This window comes from uncultured Aquimarina sp., assembly GCF_947500065.1.
GTDB lineage: Bacteria > Bacteroidota > Bacteroidia > Flavobacteriales > Flavobacteriaceae > Aquimarina.
In genome coordinates, this window is record NZ_CANMQT010000015.1 from 60,620 (window position 1) to 84,194 (window position 23,575).

20 protein-coding genes are annotated in these 23,575 nt (G+C 31.8%); 1 reads left to right on the top strand and 19 read right to left on the bottom strand.

What is annotated here, in order from left to right; translation table 11 throughout:
• Positions 1-94: 94 nt before the first annotated feature.
• From Q0975_RS25865 to Q0975_RS25950, 18 genes are all read right to left on the bottom strand, one after another.
• Positions 95-811 (bottom strand): DUF547 domain-containing protein, encoded by a 717-nt coding sequence (locus Q0975_RS25865; RefSeq protein ID WP_299442981.1) that lies wholly within the window; start codon positions 809-811, stop codon positions 95-97.
• Positions 812-832: 21 nt separating this feature from the next.
• Positions 833-1,780, bottom strand: a complete 948-nt coding sequence (locus Q0975_RS25870) for a transporter (protein ID WP_299442984.1) — start codon at positions 1,778-1,780, stop codon at positions 833-835.
• 319 nt (positions 1,781-2,099) lie between these two features.
• The gene (locus Q0975_RS25875; RefSeq protein WP_299442987.1) at positions 2,100-2,609 is read right to left on the bottom strand and encodes a hypothetical protein; all 510 of its coding nucleotides are present in this window, start codon (positions 2,607-2,609) and stop codon (positions 2,100-2,102) included.
• Between the two features lie 120 nt (positions 2,610-2,729).
• The gene (locus Q0975_RS25880) at positions 2,730-3,818 is read right to left on the bottom strand and encodes a hypothetical protein (RefSeq protein WP_299442990.1); all 1,089 of its coding nucleotides are present in this window, start codon (positions 3,816-3,818) and stop codon (positions 2,730-2,732) included.
• 255 nt (positions 3,819-4,073) lie between these two features.
• A complete protein-coding gene (locus Q0975_RS25885; RefSeq protein ID WP_299442993.1) occupies positions 4,074-4,442 on the bottom strand; it encodes a hypothetical protein in 369 nt (122 codons plus the stop codon).
• A gap of 68 nt (positions 4,443-4,510) precedes the next feature.
• Positions 4,511-7,291, bottom strand: a complete 2,781-nt coding sequence (locus Q0975_RS25890; RefSeq protein WP_299442996.1) for a hypothetical protein — start codon at positions 7,289-7,291, stop codon at positions 4,511-4,513.
• A 262-nt stretch (positions 7,292-7,553) separates the two neighbouring features.
• On the bottom strand, positions 7,554-8,099 hold the full coding sequence (locus tag Q0975_RS25895; RefSeq protein ID WP_299442999.1) for a hypothetical protein: 546 nt from the start codon (positions 8,097-8,099) through the stop codon (positions 7,554-7,556).
• Positions 8,100-8,129: 30 nt separating this feature from the next.
• On the bottom strand, positions 8,130-9,377 hold the full coding sequence (locus Q0975_RS25900; protein ID WP_299443002.1) for a Dyp-type peroxidase: 1,248 nt from the start codon (positions 9,375-9,377) through the stop codon (positions 8,130-8,132).
• A gap of 10 nt (positions 9,378-9,387) precedes the next feature.
• The gene (locus tag Q0975_RS25905; protein WP_299443005.1) at positions 9,388-10,659 is read right to left on the bottom strand and encodes a hypothetical protein; all 1,272 of its coding nucleotides are present in this window, start codon (positions 10,657-10,659) and stop codon (positions 9,388-9,390) included.
• Between the two features lie 2 nt (positions 10,660-10,661).
• On the bottom strand, positions 10,662-12,506 hold the full coding sequence (locus Q0975_RS25910; protein ID WP_299443007.1) for a hypothetical protein: 1,845 nt from the start codon (positions 12,504-12,506) through the stop codon (positions 10,662-10,664).
• A 438-nt stretch (positions 12,507-12,944) separates the two neighbouring features.
• On the bottom strand, positions 12,945-13,802 hold the full coding sequence (locus Q0975_RS25915; protein ID WP_299443010.1) for an alpha/beta hydrolase: 858 nt from the start codon (positions 13,800-13,802) through the stop codon (positions 12,945-12,947).
• A gap of 147 nt (positions 13,803-13,949) precedes the next feature.
• A complete protein-coding gene (locus tag Q0975_RS25920; RefSeq protein WP_299443013.1) occupies positions 13,950-14,384 on the bottom strand; it encodes a hypothetical protein in 435 nt (144 codons plus the stop codon).
• A gap of 24 nt (positions 14,385-14,408) precedes the next feature.
• A complete protein-coding gene (locus tag Q0975_RS25925; protein ID WP_299443016.1) occupies positions 14,409-14,927 on the bottom strand; it encodes a hypothetical protein in 519 nt (172 codons plus the stop codon).
• Between the two features lie 278 nt (positions 14,928-15,205).
• Positions 15,206-15,778 carry a cysteine hydrolase family protein gene (locus tag Q0975_RS25930; RefSeq protein WP_299443019.1) on the bottom strand — a complete coding sequence of 191 codons (573 nt, stop codon included), beginning with the start codon at positions 15,776-15,778 and terminating at the stop codon, positions 15,206-15,208.
• Positions 15,779-15,922: 144 nt separating this feature from the next.
• Entirely contained in the window at positions 15,923-16,600 is a 678-nt protein-coding gene (locus tag Q0975_RS25935) for a DUF2490 domain-containing protein (protein ID WP_299443021.1), read from the bottom strand.
• Between the two features lie 32 nt (positions 16,601-16,632).
• Positions 16,633-18,576, bottom strand: a complete 1,944-nt coding sequence (locus Q0975_RS25940; protein ID WP_299443023.1) for an alpha/beta fold hydrolase — start codon at positions 18,574-18,576, stop codon at positions 16,633-16,635.
• Positions 18,577-18,587: 11 nt separating this feature from the next.
• Positions 18,588-21,821 (bottom strand): hypothetical protein, encoded by a 3,234-nt coding sequence (locus Q0975_RS25945; protein WP_299443026.1) that lies wholly within the window; start codon positions 21,819-21,821, stop codon positions 18,588-18,590.
• Positions 21,822-21,839: 18 nt separating this feature from the next.
• Positions 21,840-22,613, bottom strand: a complete 774-nt coding sequence (locus Q0975_RS25950) for an MBL fold metallo-hydrolase (RefSeq protein WP_299443029.1) — start codon at positions 22,611-22,613, stop codon at positions 21,840-21,842.
• Between the two features lie 113 nt (positions 22,614-22,726).
• On the opposite strand from Q0975_RS25950, the gene Q0975_RS25955 reads away from it, so the two are divergent.
• Positions 22,727-22,960 carry a hypothetical protein gene (locus Q0975_RS25955; protein WP_299443032.1) on the top strand — a complete coding sequence of 78 codons (234 nt, stop codon included), beginning with the start codon at positions 22,727-22,729 and terminating at the stop codon, positions 22,958-22,960.
• A 10-nt stretch (positions 22,961-22,970) separates the two neighbouring features.
• Here the strand turns inward: Q0975_RS25955 and Q0975_RS25960 are convergent, their stop codons facing one another.
• Positions 22,971-23,324 (bottom strand): hypothetical protein, encoded by a 354-nt coding sequence (locus Q0975_RS25960; RefSeq protein ID WP_299443037.1) that lies wholly within the window; start codon positions 23,322-23,324, stop codon positions 22,971-22,973.
• Positions 23,325-23,575 lie beyond the last annotated feature (251 nt).

A 23,575-nucleotide genomic window follows, 5' to 3' on the forward strand; every position in this document is an offset into this window, starting at 1 on the left:
ATAACAATAATAATAAACCCCTTTATTCACATAATGAATAAAGGGGTTTATTATTAAATACATATAAAAAAAAAGCTCCTAAGTGTAAAAGGATTTATTCTTTTTCATTTAAACTCCAATCATATTCTAAATATTCTATTGTAGATGTATTACTGATTTTTTCTTTAGCATATGTATTGATATAGCTTCTAATATCTCCATTATTAAAGTCTTTTGCATACCACTCAAATACTTTGGATATCCTAGCTTGGTTTTGAGAAATAAGATTTTTGCTGGTATCATTAATATAGTCTATAGTTCTTTCTTCTAAAGCTTGCGTAATATTTCTACCTGTGTATGCTCTATTCCATAATTTTGGTGAGGAAGTGGCAGCGCAGTTTAGTAAGAAGTGAATTCTAGGTTCATTCATTTTTCTTAAAATAGTATGCTCTATATCATCTAGACTATATTGTTCATTATTAATAGTTATTGATTTTTTCTTCCATGGATTTTCTAAATCATTTATAGAATTAACAGGATACTGATCTATGATCATTTTCATTACAATAGCATTATATAAGTTTACCCAATAAGCTAGCTTTTCAGTATCTTCAGAATTGGTAGTGGGATAATTAGTAGATAAAGATTTAAAATATGTGTCAAATAGAAATTTGTCTCTAATAAAACCATTATAATCTACTTTACCATCATTAGATACATTTAGTAATAGGAGCTGATCCCATACCATATGATCAATATGTTTTTGTGCATTAATAGTAGAACCGAAGCTTGATAATACTATAACTGCTAGTAATATATTTATCCTTTTCATTTTATTAACATCATTACTTGGTTAGTTTACTTTATATACCAATCCCAGAGATATGGAGGATGCTCTATTATAATTTCTTCCAGTCATATTAACGGTATATCCTGAAGATACACCAAAATTTTGTTTATATACAGGAATATATACGTCTAGATATAGATTGGTATAATCAACCTCTGTTTCTGGGAGTGCATTAGGTCCACCAGCATCTATAAATTCTTGTGATCCGATATCGAACCCACTCAAGGAATTTTGAACCCCTATTTTAGCATGGGTGTAAAACCATTTGTTATAGTATCCTAGTTTAGCACTATAGACCATCGCATTTGGTATTTCAAAATCAGAATTGTTCCTTAGACTATAAGCAGCTTGGAGTTCAATAAAAAGATTTGAAGAAGTTTTATATTGTAAAAAACCACATCCTTCATATGCTGTAGCTCCATTTCCTATAGAAAGTATTCCGGCTTCTTCATATCCTCCGACTGGTAAGGTAATTCCGGTTGCTCCACCAAGAGATAATTTAGAAGTATTGGATAATTTTTTATCGAATACTTTGGCTTTTAGAAAAAAACTCAAATCCTGTACGCCTTCTACTTGACTTACTCCTAAAACCGGATCTAAGGTTCCTAGTTCATTTTTTGTAGAAACATAAGGTATTGTTACCGTTGTGGATAACCAATCGGAAACACCATATTCTCCATAAATACTGACTATTGATGAAGAGATTCTACCCATATTCATGGGATTAGATTTAGTAAGAGATTCTCCACGGTAAAAGTTATCAAAACTTTTGTAAGAATATGAAGAGGCAATCGTTAGTTCCTTCTTTTTAGGAAAAAAACCATTCAATAATGTTTGGGCTGATAATGATGAAAATGATACAAAGCAAAGTATCCAAATCATCTTTTTAGAAATAGTAATCATATTATCATATAGTATTAGGTTAGTTAGGTAGTCTGTTTGTGTTGACAATAAACAAAACTACGGTTTTACCGTAATGTACAATAATTTAGTTAAAAAACAATATTTCATCGATGAAATGCATTAATTTATTGAATGTTACCAATTTAGACTTATTTATTCTTACTTTTATTTGTGTTCATTTAAATTAAAAACAAGTAAATTTCCCTTGTTTGTACGGTGCTCTTGTCAATGCTAAGAAAATAGGGTAGTGCGGTCGTAGGGAAACTGTATTAAAAAACTTCTCGGCTCTGCTCAGGTTGAAAACTTAGTATGGTAACATTTTAAAGAATGAAGTTGATAATGATCTACATGGTCGTTTATTATCGAACTATTTTAAAACAAAGAAATCATCGGATACAAAAGGACATTCTTCTAACTGTTGGATATTCATAGTCCAAGTAACAGAGGTGATTTTCCAGGAATCATTAACTAACATGAGTGACCAATATTCAGTTCCCCAATTCTTAATTTCTTCATTAACTGCTAGTGTATAATCAAATGATACGGTAGCAAATTCATCTCTAACATCCATATCAATATTATAGAATTTTTCTTCTGAACCATCGGCTAGATTTTTGTAAAATGTTTTATAATCACTAGAAGATAAAATAAAGTCTGGCCTTCTCCTTAGCACCATTTTTTTTGATAGATTTGTAAAAATAGCAGACCACGTAATAGAATCGTGCAAGAACAAGTTAGAGAATTTTTCTAAATCATTATGCTTTATAATAGATACCCTAAAGTCTTCAATAACGTGTTCTAATTTTTCCTTAGAATCTTGGGCTTGTACAAAAACAGAAGTAAATAATACAGCTAAAAATAGTTGTTTATAGTTCATAAGTATGTTTTAAATGATATATACTTACGACGATTCCTGATCCCTTTTGTTACCTAATATACCCTAATAGCGATCTATCAGATTTAATACAAACTGGATATGCTTTTTAGTATAAGATGGTTACATAATTAATTTTATATAAAGAATAATCATTATGATAGCATATACAAGAGGAAACCCATATCTAAAATATTTCTGTAATTTGATCCCATTTTTTTCTTCTTCGACGCCATTGATTCTATGGTTTATAATGACGGCTAATATCCCCAGAAATATAAAAATGTACCCAACTATAATTACATACTCTATAAAGGTGTTATAGGATAATTTAGGAAGGATGGATGCAGAATAAAAATTGAATGCAACCACAGTTAACATTAGGGTAAAACCGACACCTATCTGGGAACTAAATTCTTTTATCCAAAAAATTGAGAATGATGCCATAATGATAATAAGCAGCGGAAACAATACTTGCCATTGATAATATCCGGATAATCTTTTTGCTTTTACCTCAAAAATTACTCTGGAATAGGAATTTTTTTCGGAATTAACATCAGCATCCATATACTTATATTTTTTTGTTGTAAGGCTAACATCGCTACCTGTCAATTCCCAATCTTCACCCAAATAATCATCCGTATCATCCGCTAGGAACAACTTAGGGTTTTTAAAAATAATATGCCGATTACTATAAGAGAAAGGTTCTATCTCCACTAAATATCGCTGTGAATCAAATGGAAACTTGACATAATCCATATCCGAACTAAAGGTGCCAAAGAACCGCTGTTCGTATTCAATTTTTCCATCTGAATATATTTCGATTCTTGTGTTAGGAGTTTCCTCGCTGCCTTGTACATTGATGAGTTCAAAAGCAGGAATCCATAGTTCATTTTGCATCAATTCACTGGCTCTTGCATTTTCATAGATCATGGATTCCTTCAAGGAGTCTTTAGGCTTAAAATGAACATCGGTATCTATCCAGGAATACAATAAATATCCATCTATTTGATAGGTTTCATTTACGGAGTTGATATTGTAAATTTTATTAATACGTAGTGTTACAGAAATTTCTAAAGGACTATTATCAATAGATGTTACTGTATCTTCTTGAAAGCCAGAAAATGAATACAATAGAGGAGCAATTAATAAAAGAAAAAATGGATGAATAGATTTTACAATGGTTCTATTTTCTTTATCTTTTTTTTTCATTTTGTTTAGATACACTGTTGTGATAGTATTTGTTTTTCTTCCAAATCAAGTCACATTCTTTTAATTGTGGTTAATGTGTACGCTTATAATTTGTTACAGAATAATCCGTGAGGATTTTTCCGTCGAAAGCCAGCCGACTGATTTATAAATCAAACTTCGTTTTAACTCGCTGCCATAATAAATTATAGCCATTGTTAGCAACTGTTTTTTTTACTTTTCAACTTTCTATTTGAGCCAAGCAATTCGGAGTATTTGTCAAAAAAAAAGCTTATCTCCATAATCTATTGTATGGTATATGAGGGCTTCATTTTCAAGTTTTATATAAACATCGTTGTGCTCGTCAATTATTAAGTCAGAAATTCTTAAGCTATTGTACTTTGTACTTTTTTTAATTCCCCAATTTAGGTGGGTAACTTCCATTAATTTTTCCGATTCGTCCCACTTGTCAATCCAGTCATTACCAAATCGATATTTTTCTCCATTTTCAAGTTCTAAAACTGTTGAGAAGTAATATGGGTTTCCAAATCCGTTTAAATGTTCTATTCCTTCTCCTTGATCAGAATGAAGAACTTTAATCAGCTTTTTGCCAATCAATTCAGATTTATATTTTTCTAGTTCTTTCATTCAGTTTGGCTATTAGTAGTAGCACCCCGTAAGGTACTATTGCTTATAGGTTTTGTTGGACACAGTTTTTATTTTTTTCCTTCCCAAGTTTTTCTAATATAAATATTTATATAATCATTCTCTAGTTTTGAATCAAAGTTGTTTTTCAAAATTTCATCAAGTTTATTTTTGGTTAATTGATCGTTATAGATTTTTTCAAAATAAAATTTTGTTACGTATTCACTAATCCAATCTTTTTGAAAATCATCGTAATTAAAATTATTCATATCGATTAGCCATTCATAATACTTGTCAAGTAATTTAAATGGTTCAAACTCATTTGTAGTTGTGTCAACTTTAAATTTGAAGCAAAGATTTAATAAAGAGTTTACCCTATCAAATCGATTATCATCAATATCTGAAAACATACCTTTAAAAGAATTGCGCTTGTCATTTGGTAGTGATTCTTCGATAGCCTTTTTTAAAAGTACATTATCTAATTTTATTATATCAAATAATGAAGCGAGATAAAACAGATTAAATGAAAATTTTTCATTAAGTTTTTCTAATATGATATTTTCAATTTCTTTCTTGTAATCAGCATTTTCTATCATTTTCCAAATAGGAATAATTATTGTTTCGCTATGTTTTGCTTTACAGATATTACAATTTTCAAAAGACATTTTTTTGATTGATATAAACTGTGATTTGGATATTTTTATTTTTTCAAATGTGAAATTATCCGATAATAATTCAAAGAATTCTACATTGTGACATGAGGGGTTTTTTAAACCTATAAAGAAAAGTTTTTTGAGTAAATTTCTTTTTATTTGTTTGCCACATCTGTTTATATAATGATTAATATAATCATAGCTTAAATGATTTAGAAAGGTTTCTTTTTCTAAATAGGTAATTAGTTTTTTAGTAAATAAATTATGATAGTTTGAATCTAAATCACAAATCGAAACTAGTGTAAGAATATTTTTAAAAATGGTGTTATAATAGTCCCAAAATCTTCGATTACCTTTTTCACAGTTATTTGTGAAGGCTTCTCTTAATCCTTCATTCGAAAAGAAATTGTCTATTAGATCACCAAAAGAATCTCCACTTACTGAAGTTTTTTCGTAATGAATTTTTTTTAGTTTATATCTCTTATAGAACTTATTAATGGTTGTAGCATCTCCATAGCGCAGAATTTGATTAATTAGCCAGTCATCAAAGTTTTCTAGGCGGCTATTGTGAGATTCATTAATGCTATGTGAAGCAAATAGCCCCTCAATAAAAACCTTAAATATTTCATTAAACTCGCTAAATTTATCATATATGATATAATTTCCATTTAGGAAAGATTCTAATTTTGCATATTCGTTTATCAATATCCATATTTCACGATTAGAACTCCTGCCTCCATTTAATTGACTGTGATAATGATCTATTATTTTAGAAGTCGATATTTGTATTTTATTACGTGCATTGTCATAGAATTTATCATTTTTTAAATAATCTATAAAATCACCAACTTCATTATTTGATAATTTTGTTGCTTGATAATTTAAATTAATTTTTTTTAGTTTTTCTAACAAGACATCGTGAGAATTATCTCCGTAATAATTGTTTCTTACAAATATTGAAAGCTTAGAAGAGTTAAATAAACTTATAAATTTTGATAAATTTTGTTTTTTCTTTGTAAAGAATTCTGTTGCTTTTAATTGTTTATTTGCACTAGTTGTAAAATTCCCAATAAGATAATGTACGTAACCGCTTTCTAAAATATCTTTATCATTATATGTTTCCAAATTTTTGAAAGAATCAATAAATTTAAATTTTCGAAAACTACATTTTGGACATTGGCAATTTGTTTCATTTGAATACCTTATGGATATTCGTTCTCGAGTTTTTTCATTAGATATATTGAATATTAAATTTTTTGTTAAGCCCAATAAAATATTTTTAATTTTATTTTTATAATCTTTAACTCCTTTATAAAAATCGGCATTAGTAATTGTAATTATATTAGCTTCAGAAATATTGACAGAATTAAATAAGTCAAATAACTCTTGATTATCAGATGTTAGGCTAAAAAAAGAATAGTAAGGTTGTGAATTAGCTTTTGCTTTAAAAGGGTATTGATTACTAAATAAACTTAAAGGAAAAAATGAAACTTCTTTTTGTCTAATACTTATGTAATCAAATACTTGGTCAAGAATTGGTTTGGATTTGTCAATTAATACTTTGTCTTCAATTTCTAACTCATTTGTATTATCTACATTGGGAGGTAACATACTAATGGGTAATTCTTGTTTTAGTGAGTTAATAGCTCTACCTATATCAGCAAAATATGATACCTTGATATTTGAAAAACCTTCAATTATTTCAGGATGTATTTCTAACTCTATATTGTTTGGAGCACCAAATTCGTTTTTGTTTGCCGATATGAAAAGAAATTCTTGATTTTCTTCCTTAAAGTGCTCAATAGTAGAAAAAATTATGTAAGCATCTTTTGTGCTATCTAATTTATTGTGAAAAGGTGCTTTTTTTGATATTGTTCTATCGCTACATAAAATTTTTATATTATTCGGGACACTTAAAATTTTCGAATTAGCTAATAAATTATCAATTATTTCGATTTGTTCATCTATATTCTGAATATTTGGTTCTAACTTTTCAGGAATAGTTAATTTCTCTTTTTTTACTACTTCTAACGTGTGTTTATATTTTGTGTTTAATGAGTCTGAAAATCTTTTTTTTTGTTTTACCTTATGTTTGTTCCACTCCTCAATAATTATTTCATGACTGATTATATTTATACATTCATTGCTTTCCCAAAATTCTAAATGAGGTAAAAGGTTATTAGTATCTTCTGTTAACAAATCAATCCAGCTACAGGTGTCAATAAGAATATTCTTCATTTACGTTTGATTTGTTGTTTTCTAAATTGCTTCAAATGAACGCGAACGCTTCATATATGTGTCGTAGCAGGGCAAAACGTTACCTTGCTTTTTGATTTTTCTGCACATTGATTGCTAACTTTTACTTTCTGCAAACATTGCGTCTTACCAAAAACACAAAGACCTTTCGTTTAAAACTCTAACTGCTTACTAGGATCACATATTTTGTGTTGTAACACGTTTTTCATTCAATAAATTGTGCCCTAATTCGATCAATTAATTGATCCTTATATTGCCAAAGGATTAGATAGTTCGGAGAGTTAATTCCTCCCAAAATGTTTATTTCGTTTCGCAAAAAGTCCGTCAATTCTGGAATACTAACCGAATCATCGGGGTCAGTTGTATATTTTAAATATGCAGGAATATGAATTCCAAAAACTCTGTCAGTAACCAGGTAGTTTATATCTCTTATGATTCCAAAGAATAGCGTATTATCACCTATTAGTCCTTGATTACGTGAAAGATTTAAAGCCAGATTCGCTTTATTGATTTCCGTCACATATCGTTCCAATTGATCAATCATACTTGCTTTTGCCTCTACACTATATCTTTTGTCATCGATTTCAACTATTTGATTTTCCAAATCGTCAATTTGAACGCTTACGTTTTCCAACTCTTGAACAAATTGAATTCTTTCTAGTTCATTGGTCCAAATATCAATCCTTAATTGTAAATCGTTTGCAATTCTTTTTGCTTCAATAAGTTCCCTTAACAACTCTAGTTCATTCATTTTTGGAATTTTTTGTTTTGTTCAAATGTGTTATACATTGTTAGCTACCGTTTCTTCCTCAAATAGTTCATAACCAGGAATTTTACCAAATAAATTCATGGGAGGTATTAGATATACACCACCTGAAACAACTTCGAGTAAGTTTTTTAAATTGCCTTGTTCATTTTCATAACCTCCAAAATTGATATTTCCAAGCCATGATGGTTGAGTCAACATTCTTGTTACCCTTTCAGGGGTGTCTTGAAAACTAATAAAATTTAGACCTGCTGAATATCCTGGAGATTTTTCATTTGCTTCTAAAAACTCATAACCTTGCCTAAAAATTCTTAATGAATTTCTATCTGAAACAGGACCTCTATGTTGATTTGCTCTTTGCACGTGGCTAACTTTTACTGTTTCATCAGTGGTAATTGGAGGTTCAAAAAAATCATTATTTATAATTTCTCCATTTGAATCTCTATCAACTATTGATGAAGATCCCGATAAGGGACAACCATTTTCTACATGGGGCTTACCATTTTCTATTTTATCGATAGGACAGCCAGAACCTTTTTTTCTTCCAACCAATAATTCTTGCTTATCTAAAGGTATTGTATTCCATTTTTCTATATCAACGTTTATTCTTAGAAAAAACATATAAGTACCATTTTCAACCCATCCATCTTGACTAATTCCGGGTTTAATAGAAACAACATCCTTTCTTTCAGAACCACTTTTTAAGTTTGAAATTCCGTCATGGAAGCCAATCCAACTTCTTGAATCTTCTCTATGAAATCCAGTATAGAATTTAGATACTGAAGAAATGGAGTCATATTCCTCTTTATTCATCTCGTTTATAGAATATACGATCGCTCGATTTACAGCTAAAACTGAATTTGCCGTAAACTGCACCATTATATCTTCTGTAGCATTATTTTTAGTTACGTTTTCTGCATACGAGAGCCCAGATCCCCTCAAAATTTTGCCGCCTCCTGAAGCTTTTGGAGATCTTAATTTTCCATTACTTAACAATCCTTGAGGAGCATCTTTAAGTAATGAAAATTTGTCAAAAATGTTTTTGCCATATCCTATCGTACAAGTCAAACCACTTGCGGGTATAGGCACATTAGGCACATACGGATCTATACCAGATTTTAGTTTTTCATATAGATCCCAAAGATTTGAAAGTATATTGTAAACTTTATCTACTTTGGCTTCATCATCTAGTTTAATAAACATTATTCCTAGATGTTGTCCCGGTTTAACACCATTTTGCCAAAAAATTCCTTCTTGAAGCATAATCTAAATTTTATTCTATTTTTCTGAATGACTTCTTTATACTAAGTAATCTTTCCCTGTGATATTCATTTTCAAGACTATTAATTCGGTCACAAATGGAAGCTTCATTGCATTTTATTTCCGAGTCTGAAGCTTTTACTTCCACATATTCGTCTTCCTGAATTTCAGTTTGGTCTCCTATTAGAACAAATGGTCCAACTTCAATTAATTGTGCTATTTGGAATCCACCTGTTAACTTAACATCTTCTCCATTTTCTTCAACTTTTAAATCATCGAGATAAATATCTTCAGAATCTGAAGGACCAAACTCTAATCTTTGTTTGCCTCTACTATACTTTACCCATTCATTAGGTATTTGTTCATCATTATAACTAAAGGCATTTTGTTTAAATGTTTGAATATACATACCTATTGGGTCAGCAAAACCAACGGGTTTACCTTCATAAACATTATCATAAGCACCTATTGCAGCTGCTGGATCAGCATGTCTACAGGCTAAATGCTCAACACCATATTCTCTAAATATTTGTTCTTCTTTCGCCTTTACAAACTCTCCATCTTTCTTTGTTCTGTAGGGATGTGCCCCAAACATTAATATGTATAGTAAATCGTCTAACCCATTGATTGGATGAGTCATAAACAAAGCATTTTTGGTATTTAATTCTCCGATGGGTTGATCTGGTACACCCATATTCTTCAGCTCAGAATCTTTGCCACTTCCCGCTGTCTGTTTTGCAAAATGAAAACGCCTCATTTTTTCTGTCAAAAGAAATGGGTTGTCTATCCCATATAGATCTTGCCAACTAGGCTCAAATCCCAGAATGGAGGTTGCTATATTTTTTAATCGAAAAGGGGAATGAATCGCTAGAAAAAGCCAATACTCTCTGAGTTCGGTTGTAAACTGTACTCTTTTTGGTCGCAAAGTTCCAGTTTTATCAGTTCTCATGATTATTGAATATTCGCAATATTCATTATGAAGATTGTGCCTGCCTTTCACTCCCCAGTCAGATAGTCTTTTTGCAACAGATATATCTTTACAGAATGTTGGTTCGGCTGGATCTGCAAACCAAGTCACTGATGCGCCATTCTGATTAGGGAATTTTGAAAAATCCAATTCAAAAAATCTAGACTGTAGGTAGTCTAAATTGTCATATTGCGATTTAATTTCCTCGTTCCATAATTTTAATAGTCTCTCAACCTCTTTTTTATCTTTTGGTTTTGTGTCTAGATATTCGAAAGTTAGATTATCTACTCTACCTGGTGAGTTGTACTTTATTTCCATATTTAAATATTTAGATTTTTTAAAATTAAATCCGGTTTGTGATTTAGTATTCGTTCAATTCCTTCTTGGGTTAAATTAGCATTGTAAAGCGTAATTTTTTTTAATTCATTAAAGTGGTTTAAAACTGTTACTTCTTTATCTGTAATTGCCGATGCTTCGTAAATTACTAATTCTTCTAGCTTTTTGAGTTTGCTAAGCAGTTTAAGTTGATTACTGGATATGGCTGAATAAACAGATACTTCCCTGAGAAGTTTAACAGAAGACAAATGATCAATGCTTTCATTAGTTATCATTTTATTGTCGAAATATATGGATTGAAGGTTTTCAAACCGTTCAATATTTTTTAGTCCACTGTCTGTTATAGCAGTGCCCTGAATACTTAAGCAATGAAGATTGTTTAAATTATCTAATTTAGAAAATCCTTGATCACCAATTTTCGTGTAGGCAATTTCAAGCGTATGTAGATTTATTAGTCCATTTAATACATTAACAGATAAGTCAGAAATGTCATGACAATAATCTAATGATAAGTATTCAAGATTAATGCAGTTAGAAAACTTCTTTAACCCAAGATCTGAAGTGGCAGTGTTTAGAAGAAAAAGAGACTTTAATTCGTTTAACTGAATAGAAAGTCTATCACTTTCAAAGCTGACGTTTGACGAACTAAGGTCCAGTTTTACTAAAGTCTTTAGATCATTTACAAAAACAATATTTTCATTTGAAAACGCTTGATCCCAAATGGATAATTGCTTAAGATTATTTAAATCTGAAAGTGAGTTAAAAAAAGATATTGATGTGTTGTTATTTTGAATGCTTAAATTCTCCAAAACAGTAAGTTTAGATAAGTTTAAATCAGGACTCGCTACCCTTTCAATTCTTAAGTTTAAATTTTTAAGTGTTTTTATTTCAGAAATACTATTAATCATTTTTTGATCAGCGTATTCAAGTCTAATGTCTAGTGTCTCTAGATTAAGTTTTACAAACTGCTTTATAAAAGAGCTTGATTTAATCGAAGTACTCAGAGTTAGTCTTTTTAAGCTTGTTATTTGATATAGTTTGTCAGAGATAATAGACGTATATAATTCTTGTAATTCATCAAATTTTGCCAGTTTTAATATAGCTTGACTAGATACTTGTGTATTTCTGATATCCAAGAAAACTAATTTATCTAGATCCAATATATTTTCTAATCCATCATCAGTAATCAAAGTATTATCGATTCTAATCTGTTTTAGGTTTTTGCATTTACTCAAAAAGGATAAGTCTTCATCTCTAATATCGCTCCCACCAAGGTCAATCTCTAATAGATTAACTAAGCTCGATTCATGAAACAATTGAGTAACAGAGAAGTTTGGATAGTATAATTTGAGACTGGTTAAATTTTCTTTATCAATATACTTCCAAAATTCTGTAGAAATAGTAGGCTGTGGAAAGAGGTGTCCAAATAAGTTCCATTCATCGAAACGATATTGACCGAGCGAAATATCAACAATTGCATTACTTCTTATAATTGATTCTAGCTGAACTTTGGTATAAGGAATACCTTGCAATCCAATCGCTTTCAAACTAATTAATTTGTTTAAAGAACTAACGTAATTATTATCTAACAAAGAGCCATTTAAATGAATTTTTTTTAACCCTTTCAATTGAATAATTTGATTAAACACCTCGTTTGTTAATATGCTTGAATTAAAGTATCTAGCGCTGAGATTAATTTCACACAGTTCTGAATTTTTATATAATGAACTTAACTGTGCAGGAGTTATAGCAGTATCTTTCAATACAATTTCTGAGATATTCCCATCATTATCGATGGCTTTTACACCTGTTTGAATTAATTCATCCATTATTTTTAGTTTTTTCTTAATGGTAGCTAACAACTATATATAGTTACCTACTAAACTATATTTCTGTTATAACAGAAATAAAAACCACCATAGATTCCCTAGTTTTCTTTACGGAAAACCATAATCGTTTTATTACTGTTTATTTGTTTAATAGGGGGTAAAAAGTGATGTAAGAGACTAATCTAGGGAATTTTTCTTTAAGTTAAAAATGATGTTGCTAATGATTATAGTGGGATTATTCCCGTTTTTGTTATCAAAACCCTTGTAGATACTAGAAAAATGATCAAGAAATGATTCAGTCAAATTTTATAAAAATAGTTTTTTTATCAACTTAAGGACTCCAAAAAGGATAACCCTAAATGTTTGCCTTAATTAATAAATGTTAATGGTTAATTCATCTCATTTCTCTAGTAAGATTCCGGCTTTATTGATAAGAAATCAATTGATATATCCGTGTTTTTCCAGAAACTGATCCATTTCTTCCTGAGCCATAAGGCGTATCTTTTTGTCTGGATTTGGCCAACCGTCATCAGGTTCGGTTGCTGGAGTAAATAGATGTCCAACTCCATCGTAGACTATTAGTTTACATTCATTACCATATTTATCCATATTGCTTTGGTATAGTTTAGAACCTTCTAAAGGTGTTACTGTATCAGTACGACCCATTACGATGATTGTAGGCGGAGTATTTTCTGAAACATGTTCCGCTGGTGAAAGTTTCGCAACGGTAATTTTATCAAGCAGTCTTTTTTGAAAGTTAGAATAAGATAGTAAAGAAAGCGCTGGTGATTTTAAGGCAAGTAGGTTAGGAGCACTTGATATTTTTTCATCAGGCCTATCCAAGTTTTTAAATATAGCGGCACATGCAGCAAGATGTGCACCTGCAGACCAACCGTAAGAGGCTATTTTGTTTTTATCGATAGAGAATTTGGTTGCATTTTTTCTGACCCATCGTATGGCAGTTTGCGCATCAAGAACTGATTCATAAGGAGTGATTCCGTTTTCTAAATCCTGGAGTCTATATTGAACAGAGAATGCTACCATACCTTTACTCGCATAATGTTTCGCATTACTAAAACCCCAAGATGCTTCTCCAATAGACCAACCACCTCCGTGAAATATTACAATTGCAGGATACTCCTTTTTAGGAGTGTAATTTTCCGGACGAACACAATATATTTTTAACTTATGTTCTGTGTCATAGGTATATTCCTCTATGGCTAAAGAATCTGATGTTACCTGCGCATTTGTAAAAAAGGTTGCCAGAAAACTAATTGCAAGAATAACGAATTTCATAGTGAGTGTGTTTATAGTATAGATTCATTTAAACAAAAAATGTTACAGTAAGTAGATTAAATTTTAGCAAACAAGATATCGATGTTTTTATAGTATTCCGAATGTTTTGTTATATGGTGTTGTACAATGTTTTTGTATTTATCCAATTTATTCAGCAATCCCCCAAATCGCACTATTTTCAGCACCTATAAGCCAGCTTTTCTTTTTCCCTCTAATTATAGTGTCCTTTACTGAATAAATTAAACTAAGGCTAACATTTTTTCGCGGATCTTCTTCGGGAACAATTCTTAAATTTTGTCCAACTTCAAAATTTCGTTCTTCGCATCTTGAAAGAACTGTCACAATATTTGGTAACGAGGTATTATTAGTTTTTCCAATTAGAATAGCATATGGTACACCTTCAGTAAAACAATAAAAATTATTTTCATGAAATTCGGTTAATTCTAAATTAAATGGCTGTGCAACTTCCAGGAAGTTAAACTCCATTTTTCCATTCTCAGAATTTTCAATGATTACAATTTTTGATTTACAACTGAAAAGTAGTAGCACCGCTATAATTAATATTTGGTTGTTTTTTTTCATATGTTGTAGGTAGGCTTTTATTTTTCAAATTTCGTTTCTATTTTTTTCAGCATATTTGCGATATAAATCCCTCATTGGGCCATCTGGATAATCTGAAAATTCACTATCAAGTTTATCCATTAATTTTTCAGAATTTTCGTCTGAACTTTCATAAAACCAACTTCTGTTTTTAGGTAATAAATCAATAGCTTGTTTTATTATTTCCGAAGACTTAATTGCTCCAATCTCATTTAGTGATTTTATTATTTGTTCTTCCTTGTCAGGAAACCATTCTTGTAAAAAGGTTAGTATACTATCCGCTTGACCTGCATTTTCCAAGTGCATACTTAGAAATAAATTCAATTGGATTGGGTTTAGAGAATTCGGGTTTTTATCATTTCTATTTACAAGTATCTCATGTAATGCAATGGAAAAATCAGAATTGTCATTTAATGAAAATAAACCTTCTATATCTTCATCATTTACAATTTTATCTCGTTTACGCATTTCATATTTCATTTCGTCTGTCATCCATGAAAAACTACAAAAAGAGTCTTTTTCCATAATTAGTGAACTTATATATTTCTGTTTTTTAGCTTACCTACAACAATGATATATAGTTACGAATATATGTGTTTTGAAAAGAGCTATCACAAAACGTATTGACTTTTTGTATAGAAAAACCACAATGTATTAAAGCATAAAATATTGATTTTATATGATGATTTCCATTGGTGAAAACCTTCGATTAATTAATGCATTGTAATAAAAAGTATTTGTTATAGTTAGTATGGAAAATAAATATAAATTGATAATTAATTTGGCTAGCGATTAAGAGGCGCTCAATTAAAAATCTTTAGCATATCTTCGGTTTGCACGATCGTAGCAAACTCATCTTTAAGGCTGGCTATCGCCGTATCGTGGATTAATTGCGCACTGTATTTTTGCCCATTAGCTCCAACCTTGTTAAAAGTTGCAACAGCATCTTCTACTAAATATGTATTAAAGCCAAAATTACCTGCCATTCTGGTCGTTGTAGAGACACAATGATCGGTAGTAAGACCAACTATAACTACTGTGTTTATATTTTTGCTTCGTAGTTGTTCTTGTAGATCGGTATCAATAAATGCACTATTTACATTTTTTTCTACAATCGATTCACTGGTTTTAGGAACGATGAAATCTTTAAAGTCATTACCAGGATTTCCTTTCGCGAGTGGAGAAACAGGATTGGTAGAACAATGTTTGATATGAAAAACAGGTAGGTCGTTTTTTCTCCAGGTATTCAGCAATTCTGCGATATTATTTTCGGCATCCAGATTGTTGCGCTCTCCGCCCCAATAATCAATATCTTTAAATCCTTCTTGCACATCAATAAGAAGTAGTGCAGGAGTATCTTTTTTGGTCAATGTCATAGTATTTTTTAAAATAGCCCATCTAAAAAGGATAAAAATTCTAATGCTGTCACATGGAGCGCAGTCGAAATGTTCTGAAATTCAGAATGTATTATTTCTCGACTCCGCTCAACATGACAGTCATGGTGACTTTTTAGATTGACTTTATTTAGTTTTCCTAAAGTCGGTATTATAGATGATACCTAACTGTAATCTGTCAAAGTTTCGTCCGGTAAAATGGTTTTTTAGATATCCCAGTTGAATACTAAAATTGGATTTTACATTATATCCTACAGCACCGTACAATCTGTTTTGCCCAAAAATAGGTTCTTGTAGATTGATAAATACTTCATCATATACATTCAGAAACCATTTGTCATTAAAAGGGTAGGTGAGTTGCAGTCGATATCTTGCCCGATGCTCCGTAAAATCATCAAACTGTGTGCTGATAAAACGCTGCTCTAATCGATATCGATGCTCGAACTTTACTTTGCCTACTTCATTCTTAAGGATAAACTGTTCGAATATTCTGTGCTCCTTACTATTTTCCTCACCCGGAATATCTTCAAAAGTTCCATCTGTACTGATATATCCATATCCAATGGTAGCAATGGCATTCTCATTAAGGTGATAATTTAAACCTGTTCTCAGTAATAATTGATTAAAAGTACCTGCGACTTCATAGAATCTAAACTGTGCTTCAGAATGAATACTCAGTTTATCAGTTATTCGATTTGTACCAAAATACATATACCAAGCGCCCCATTCATCTTCTCCGGTGTCTTGTGCGCTGGTATGTGCAATAGTCGCTAGGATTGCTATTGCTAAAATTATTTTTCTCATAAATATATTCAGTGATTATTAGATTTTTAAGATTATGGGTTTACTGTTTTTGTTTCGGCTTTTCCGTCATTGATGACTTCTGATCCAGATTCTTTTAGGTAGGTGTCCAGAAATTTTAGAATTCTACCATAGGCTTCAATCTGATTCTCCTTTTTCACAAAACCATGTCCTTCATCTTCAAATAAAACATATTCTACAGGAACACCATTTTTCTTAACGCCTGCTACAATTTCATCGGATTCTACTTTCAATACTCTTGGATCTTTAGCTCCTTGTAATACAATCAATGGTTTGGTAACTTTTTCTGTATGAAATAATGGAGAAATCTGACGTAGCCTCACTGAATCAGCAGTATTAGGATCACCCATTTCTGTATACAATGCTTCTTTAAAAGATTCCCACCATGGTGGAATACTTTTTAATGTTCTTAACCAGTTGGTTACTCCAAATATATTTACTCCTACTTTAAATTCTTCAGGTGTGTAGGTAAGTGCTGCCATCGTCATATATCCACCATAAGAACCACCGATAATTCCGATTTTATTTGGGTCAATAATATCTTGCTGTGCTAACCAATCTTTTCCGGCTACACAATCTTTTAAATCTTTATCTCCGTGGTTTTGATCATCCATTTTATAGAATGTTTTTCCGTAACCACTACTACCTCGATTATTGACTGCTAAGATCGCATATCCGTGATTCACATAATACTGAATTTGAGAACTAAATCCTTGTCTGGATTGCCCTCCAGGACCACCGTGTACCCATACCAATGCTGGAACTTTATTATCTGCTGTTGCTTGTTTCGGTTTATAATAAATAGCAGGAATTTCTAATCCATCAAAGGATTTAAAGCGAACCACTTCTGAAGCTACCAAATGGTCTTCATTAATATCTTTATTCAGTACATCCGTAAGTTGATGATGCTCTTTTGATGCTAAATCATAAGCATATACATTTCTTGGAGTGCTTGATCCCGAAACATTTAAGAATGCCATAGACTCATCTCTGGAAAAACTCGCACTAGAGATTTCTTTATTTTCGAATGAAGGAAATTCTACCGATTTCCTAGTAGCAACCTCTTTTACATCCATTACAGTTTTAGCATCTTCATTGGTAAACATCACCTGATATTTTCCGTTTCTGGTGAAATAAAATGAATTGATGTCCCAGTTTTTTTCTGCTACTTTTTCTTTAGTACCATCCGCCAGATTGTATTTCATTAAATAACTAAACTCTGCATTGTCATCTGTGGTATAGTAGAATGAAGCATTATCCGGAGAAAAATCCTGAGGTCTATTACCACTAGTATTCTCATTGATTTTAGTTTTTTCCTTGGTTTCTGTATTCATGATATACAGATCGATATCATTAGTAGTGATTGCTTTGGTAAGCGCAATATACTTTCTGTCTTCAGACATTCCGCCAAAATCCATTCCGTCATTGTTCTGATAGATTACCTTAGAGGTGAAATCAGCAATATTCATTTCGTAATGATCCATATACTTAGGATCCCTCTCATTACTACCGTAGAAGAAGCTTTTACCATCTTTAGACCAACCTCTAAATAAAGCTCTTACATCTTTCTCTGGAGTCAGACGTTTTATACCAGAACTGTCTTTTAGGAAAATTTTGAATATTTCATCACCGTTTCCATCCATTCTAAATAGAATTCTATTATCCTCCGGAAAATACGAAATACCGAAAACAGAAGAACTATCCGATTTTGTAACCGGAATCAATTCTCCACCTTTAACCGAAGTTGTATACATATTATAGATACCGGAACGATTACTAGTCATCAATACTTTGGATTTATCATTAGAAAACCCATTAGCAAATGCGTTTTCATTATCCATAAATTGTTCAATTGAATATTCTTCAATTGCAATCGGTTTTGCAACCTCTTCTTTCTTTTCTTTTTTACAGGAGTGGAGTAGTAGTACTCCAATTCCTAAAATGATAAGTTTTTTCATGTGTGAAAGTTTTATTTGATTGTGAAGCTTTTTATTTCTTTAAAAGGAGATGTTTCTAATTTCTCCATATTCTCTTGATACGGTTTCCAATCATTAGTAAAGAACATATTCGTCTTATCTAATGCATCTGATAATGCATTTTTAGCATGTTTTATCAGAGTGTTCTCTGTGGCAGTCAAACCATTCTGGCGACTACCGCTATACCATCCTGCAGTACCAAGACGCTGCATTACCGTAACTTCAGGATTACGAGTAATTCCCTGTCTTTTGTCTTCTTTACCTATATATATAGCAATCGTAGAGTCGATTTTTTTAATAATATTTTTAGATGCTTTAATCTGATCTTTAAACTTCTTTTTATCTAGTTTTTTAAGTTCTTTCTGATATTTTGAAGCTACTTCTTTACTCTCTACTAATTGCTTAACGGCATCAGCAGCAGTTTGCCTCATTGCTTCCAGATTTTTAGAAGCATTGTATACTTCGTTTATGTTTTGTTGTGAAACTTGTAATCTTGGATCAGATTTAACTTGGATACTGGTTTCGGATTTTTGATCTCCATATTTCATTACCATTTTATAAGTTCCTGGTTTCACACCAACGCCACCTGGCTCTCTTTTAGATTTCTCAATTTTTCTGGATGGACGATCAACACCTTTTTCATCCATAAACCAACGCATTTTATGAATTCCAGTAGAATCTGGAGTTTTTTGCTTAAGCGTTCTGATCAATCGATCTCCATCATAAATTGTAAGATGAATAGAATCCCATTTCACCTTTGTTTCTTCTTTTTCATCATCTGCAGTATCTTCTTCCTCTTCATCATTTTCTTTGTCTGTCTCTTCACCGTCTTCCTTCTTTTTAGACGCTTCTTTTTCCGCTACGGTTACAAAATAAGAAATGTGAGCTCCAAAATCACGATTTTCGCCATTAAACAAAGCATCTCCGCCAAAACGACTTCCGGTAGGTTGCTGGTAAGCCGCTTGATACGCTACAGGAGGATCAAATACTTGTAGTTTTTGATTTAGAATAGTTTTATTCTTTGCCAAAGCACGTAATGGTCTGATATCATCTAATACCCAAGCAGCTCTACCAAAGGTTCCGATTACCAAGTCATGTTCTCTAGGCTGGATTACTAAATCTTTTACAGAAACTGTTGGGAAACCAGCTGTCCATTTTGTCCATTTGTTTCCAGCGTTCAGAGAAATATATAAACCATCATCTGTTCCTAAGAAAAGTAAGTTTTTTTCTATTGGATCTTCAACGATACTTAGCGTATAGCTTTTTACATCGTTTCCGTCTACAATACGCTGCCATGTTTTACCATAATCTACAGTTCTGTATGCATACGGAGTATAATTAAATCTTCTATAATCATTAGCTACTAAAAGGGCTTCTCCTTTTTTCTTATTAGATGCTTTGATCTGAACGATCCAACTTCCGGCAGGTAATCCTTTAATATTTTTAGATACATCAGTCCAGTTTGCTCCTCCATTTTGAGTAACATGGACACGTCCGTCATCGGTTGCTGCCCATAGCATATTTTGTTCTAAAGAAGATGGTTCTATGACTAAAACGGTACAATGATTCTCTGCTCCGGTAGCATCCATTGTTAATCCACCACTTTCTGCTTGTTTTAGCTTTTCAGGGTTATTGGTAGATAGGTCTGGAGAAATAACCTCCCAAGTCAATCCTTTGTCCTTGCTCTTATGTACAAATTGACTTCCGAAATATAGTGTACTATTATCAAAAGGATCGATATTGATAGCTGCATTCCAGTTAAAACGTAGTTTTACTTCAGGATCCGCATGGGTTGGTTTAACGGTATAGTTGTTACCCGTCATCCAATCATAACGGCTTACAAATCCTTGTTGACTCATAGACCAACCATATCGAGAATCGTCTTTATCCGGAACAACATCAAATCCATCTCCAAAAGAAATTTCCTGCCAGTATGAATTTCTAATTCCCTGAGCTTTCCAAACATATGCAGGTCCGCGCCAGCTACCATTATCTTGCATACCTCCATAAACGTTATATGGATACTCATTATCCACATTGATATGATAGAACTGAGCAACAGGTAGGTTTCCAATAAACCTCCAGGTTTTTCCTCCATCTCTGGTGATATTTAATCCTCCGTCATTACCGTCAATCATAAAATCACCATCTTGTGGATGTATCCACCAAGCGTGATGATCAGGATGTACGCCATTATCCACTCCGTAGGCAGGCATGAGTTGCTTAAAATTCTTACCTCCATCTTCGGATACATTTACATAGGTAAATACAGAATACACTCTATTTTCATTCTGGGGATCAACATAAATCTCAGAATAATAGAAGGGACGATTACCGATGTCATTTTTGTCATTTATTTTTTTCCAGTTAAATCCACCATCTTCAGATTTGTATAAAGCATTCTTTTTAGCTTCAACTAAGGCATATATAATGTTTGGTTTATTCCGAGAGATAGCAATACCGATACGCCCTAAATCTCCTTTTGGTAAACCATCTTTATCGGTCTTTTCTTCCCAGGTCTTTCCTCCATCGTGTGTTATATATAATCCAGATCCTTCACCTCCAGATTTAAAAAACCAGGGATCACGTTTGTGTTCCCATAGCGCAGCAATCAATTTATTAGGATTGGTAGGATCCATTACCAGATCAGCAGCTCCTGTTTTATTATTTGCAAAGAGTACTTTATTCCAAGTTTTTCCACCATCTGTGGTTTTAAAAACTCCTCTTTCTGGATGTTCTCCCCAAGGTGATCCTATAGCCGCTACATATACGGTATTAGGATCTGTAGGATCTATTATTACTCTATGGATATGACGGGTTTTTTCTAGCCCCATTAATTTCCAGTTTTTACCGCCATCTAGAGATTTATAAATTCCATATCCTCCATTAAGACTATTTCTTGGATTACCTTCTCCTGTTCCCGCCCAAATTACCGAAGGGTTGGATTGTTGGATAGCTACTGCTCCAATGGATGCGGTAACTTCTTTATCAAAAACTGGGTTCCATTTAATTCCTCCAGAAGTGGATTTCCACAATCCTCCGGAAGCTGTTCCGGCATACATAATATCTGGATCGGAGGTAACAACATCAATAGACGTTACACGTCCACTCATTCCACCAGGACCAATATTACGTGGATTCATTTTTTTTACGTGATCCATCGAAAACTCCTGTGCAGAAACAATAGATGTTAGTATCAAGGATATTAGAAATAATAATCTTTTCATTTTGAAATAGTGAGTTAATTATAGTTGTATTTGTTCTTCTAGTGTTGTTAGGAAATGTATATCTGGATACTTTTTTTTCATATCCTGTAATTCTTGTTTCTTAATTCTTGGCGAAATGTGCGTAGCAATGATTCGCTTAGGGTTGATATGTTTTTTAATCAATACGGTTGCGTTGTCTTCTAATAGCATCCAGTATGGTAGAATTGCAATGTCTATAGTTTCTTTTACTAAATCCAATTGATCAAATAAACTGATCTTTTCCATCCAATTGGTGTCTCCGACATGCAGGATTTTTTTAGAACCAAAATCTATTATATACCCTACATTTTTAACGGATACGTGTCTTTTGCCAGCATGATTTATTTTTAGTCCGGTAATTTTAAGATCTTTAACTTGGAAGGTCTGTTTGCTATAATCGGTGGTAGTTATTGTAAATAATCGGTCTTTAGAATTTTTAATTTCTTTGGTGATTTGATCAGATCCAAACAAAACCGCTTTTTTATTGCTGTCTAAATATTTGTTAGAAAGAGATGCGCTAAAATGATCTCCATGATAGTGTGTAAAAAGAATAGCATCTGGCTGTAATGTGGTATGTATGGTAGCTACTAATTGTGATGTAGGAAAAAGGTAATCCTCACCATATTCTGTATGTAGTCCATCAATTAATACAGAAGATTGTTCATTGGATATATAAACCCCCATATTTCCTGTATAGATTAGAGATAGTTTCTTTTGCGAAAAGCCAGAAATACCAAGAAGAATAATGGTTAAAAGGAAAAATCTTTTTAACATTTTTTGATTGATTACCTAATTGTGTGGTTAAAGTTAAGAAAATGAAAATGCGAAACTCTTAAAGGGGTGTTAAGGTGAAAAAGAGGTAAATTTGAGTATTTTAAAATCATACTATGAAATTTATAGAACTCACATTAAAGAATCACACCATTGTTCATGGGTTTGATGCCAGAAATCAAGAAATTATTGAAGAGGTAACCGTAGCATCCCCTTCCAAAAAACTAGTAGCTGTAGATAGAATATTATCGGTTAGTCAGAAGTTTATATTAATCAAGTATGCATATGACAGAGTCATATACTGGGAATATCTTGAAGAATATGAAAGTGTAAAAAAAATGATTACTTAAAAAATAGCGATTAAGGATTCATGATTTTAGACTTTTTACTGTTTCTAGCTGATATTAACTTAAAGTCTTTATTAACTTTTACGATGATCATATTTCCCGTGTGGAGATTAATCATTTTCCATCTAAAACCATAAGAGGTTTCGAAGATTGCCGACCTGGCCATTTTCCTTAAATCGATCTCGTCTATTTTTTCAATAACTTCTGCAGCTAAAATATCAAGTCCTCTTTTTTGAACTTCTTCATCCGAAAGTTTACGATCTGTTGGATTTTGAATAATATCAAACTTTGTTAGCTCAATAGAAAAGTCGTTAGGGTATAGTACACCGAAAGAGAATAATAATAAGTATAGTATATATTGTTTCATATTTTGTTATTTAATAGAACTATATACTATGCTTATCACATATGATATAGTTACTAGATTATTACTATTGTAACCATACTGTTGTTGTTATTTGTACTAAAATTTGACATTCTTAAATAAAGGGGACAATAAAATTAATTTATTAAAAGTCTTTTTAAGATATTATTTTGTTAAAAAAAGATTAATAAATCATAAAATATGGAATTTTGGACCGGATTTATAGGCTTTTTTTGAAGAATTATTAAAGAAAA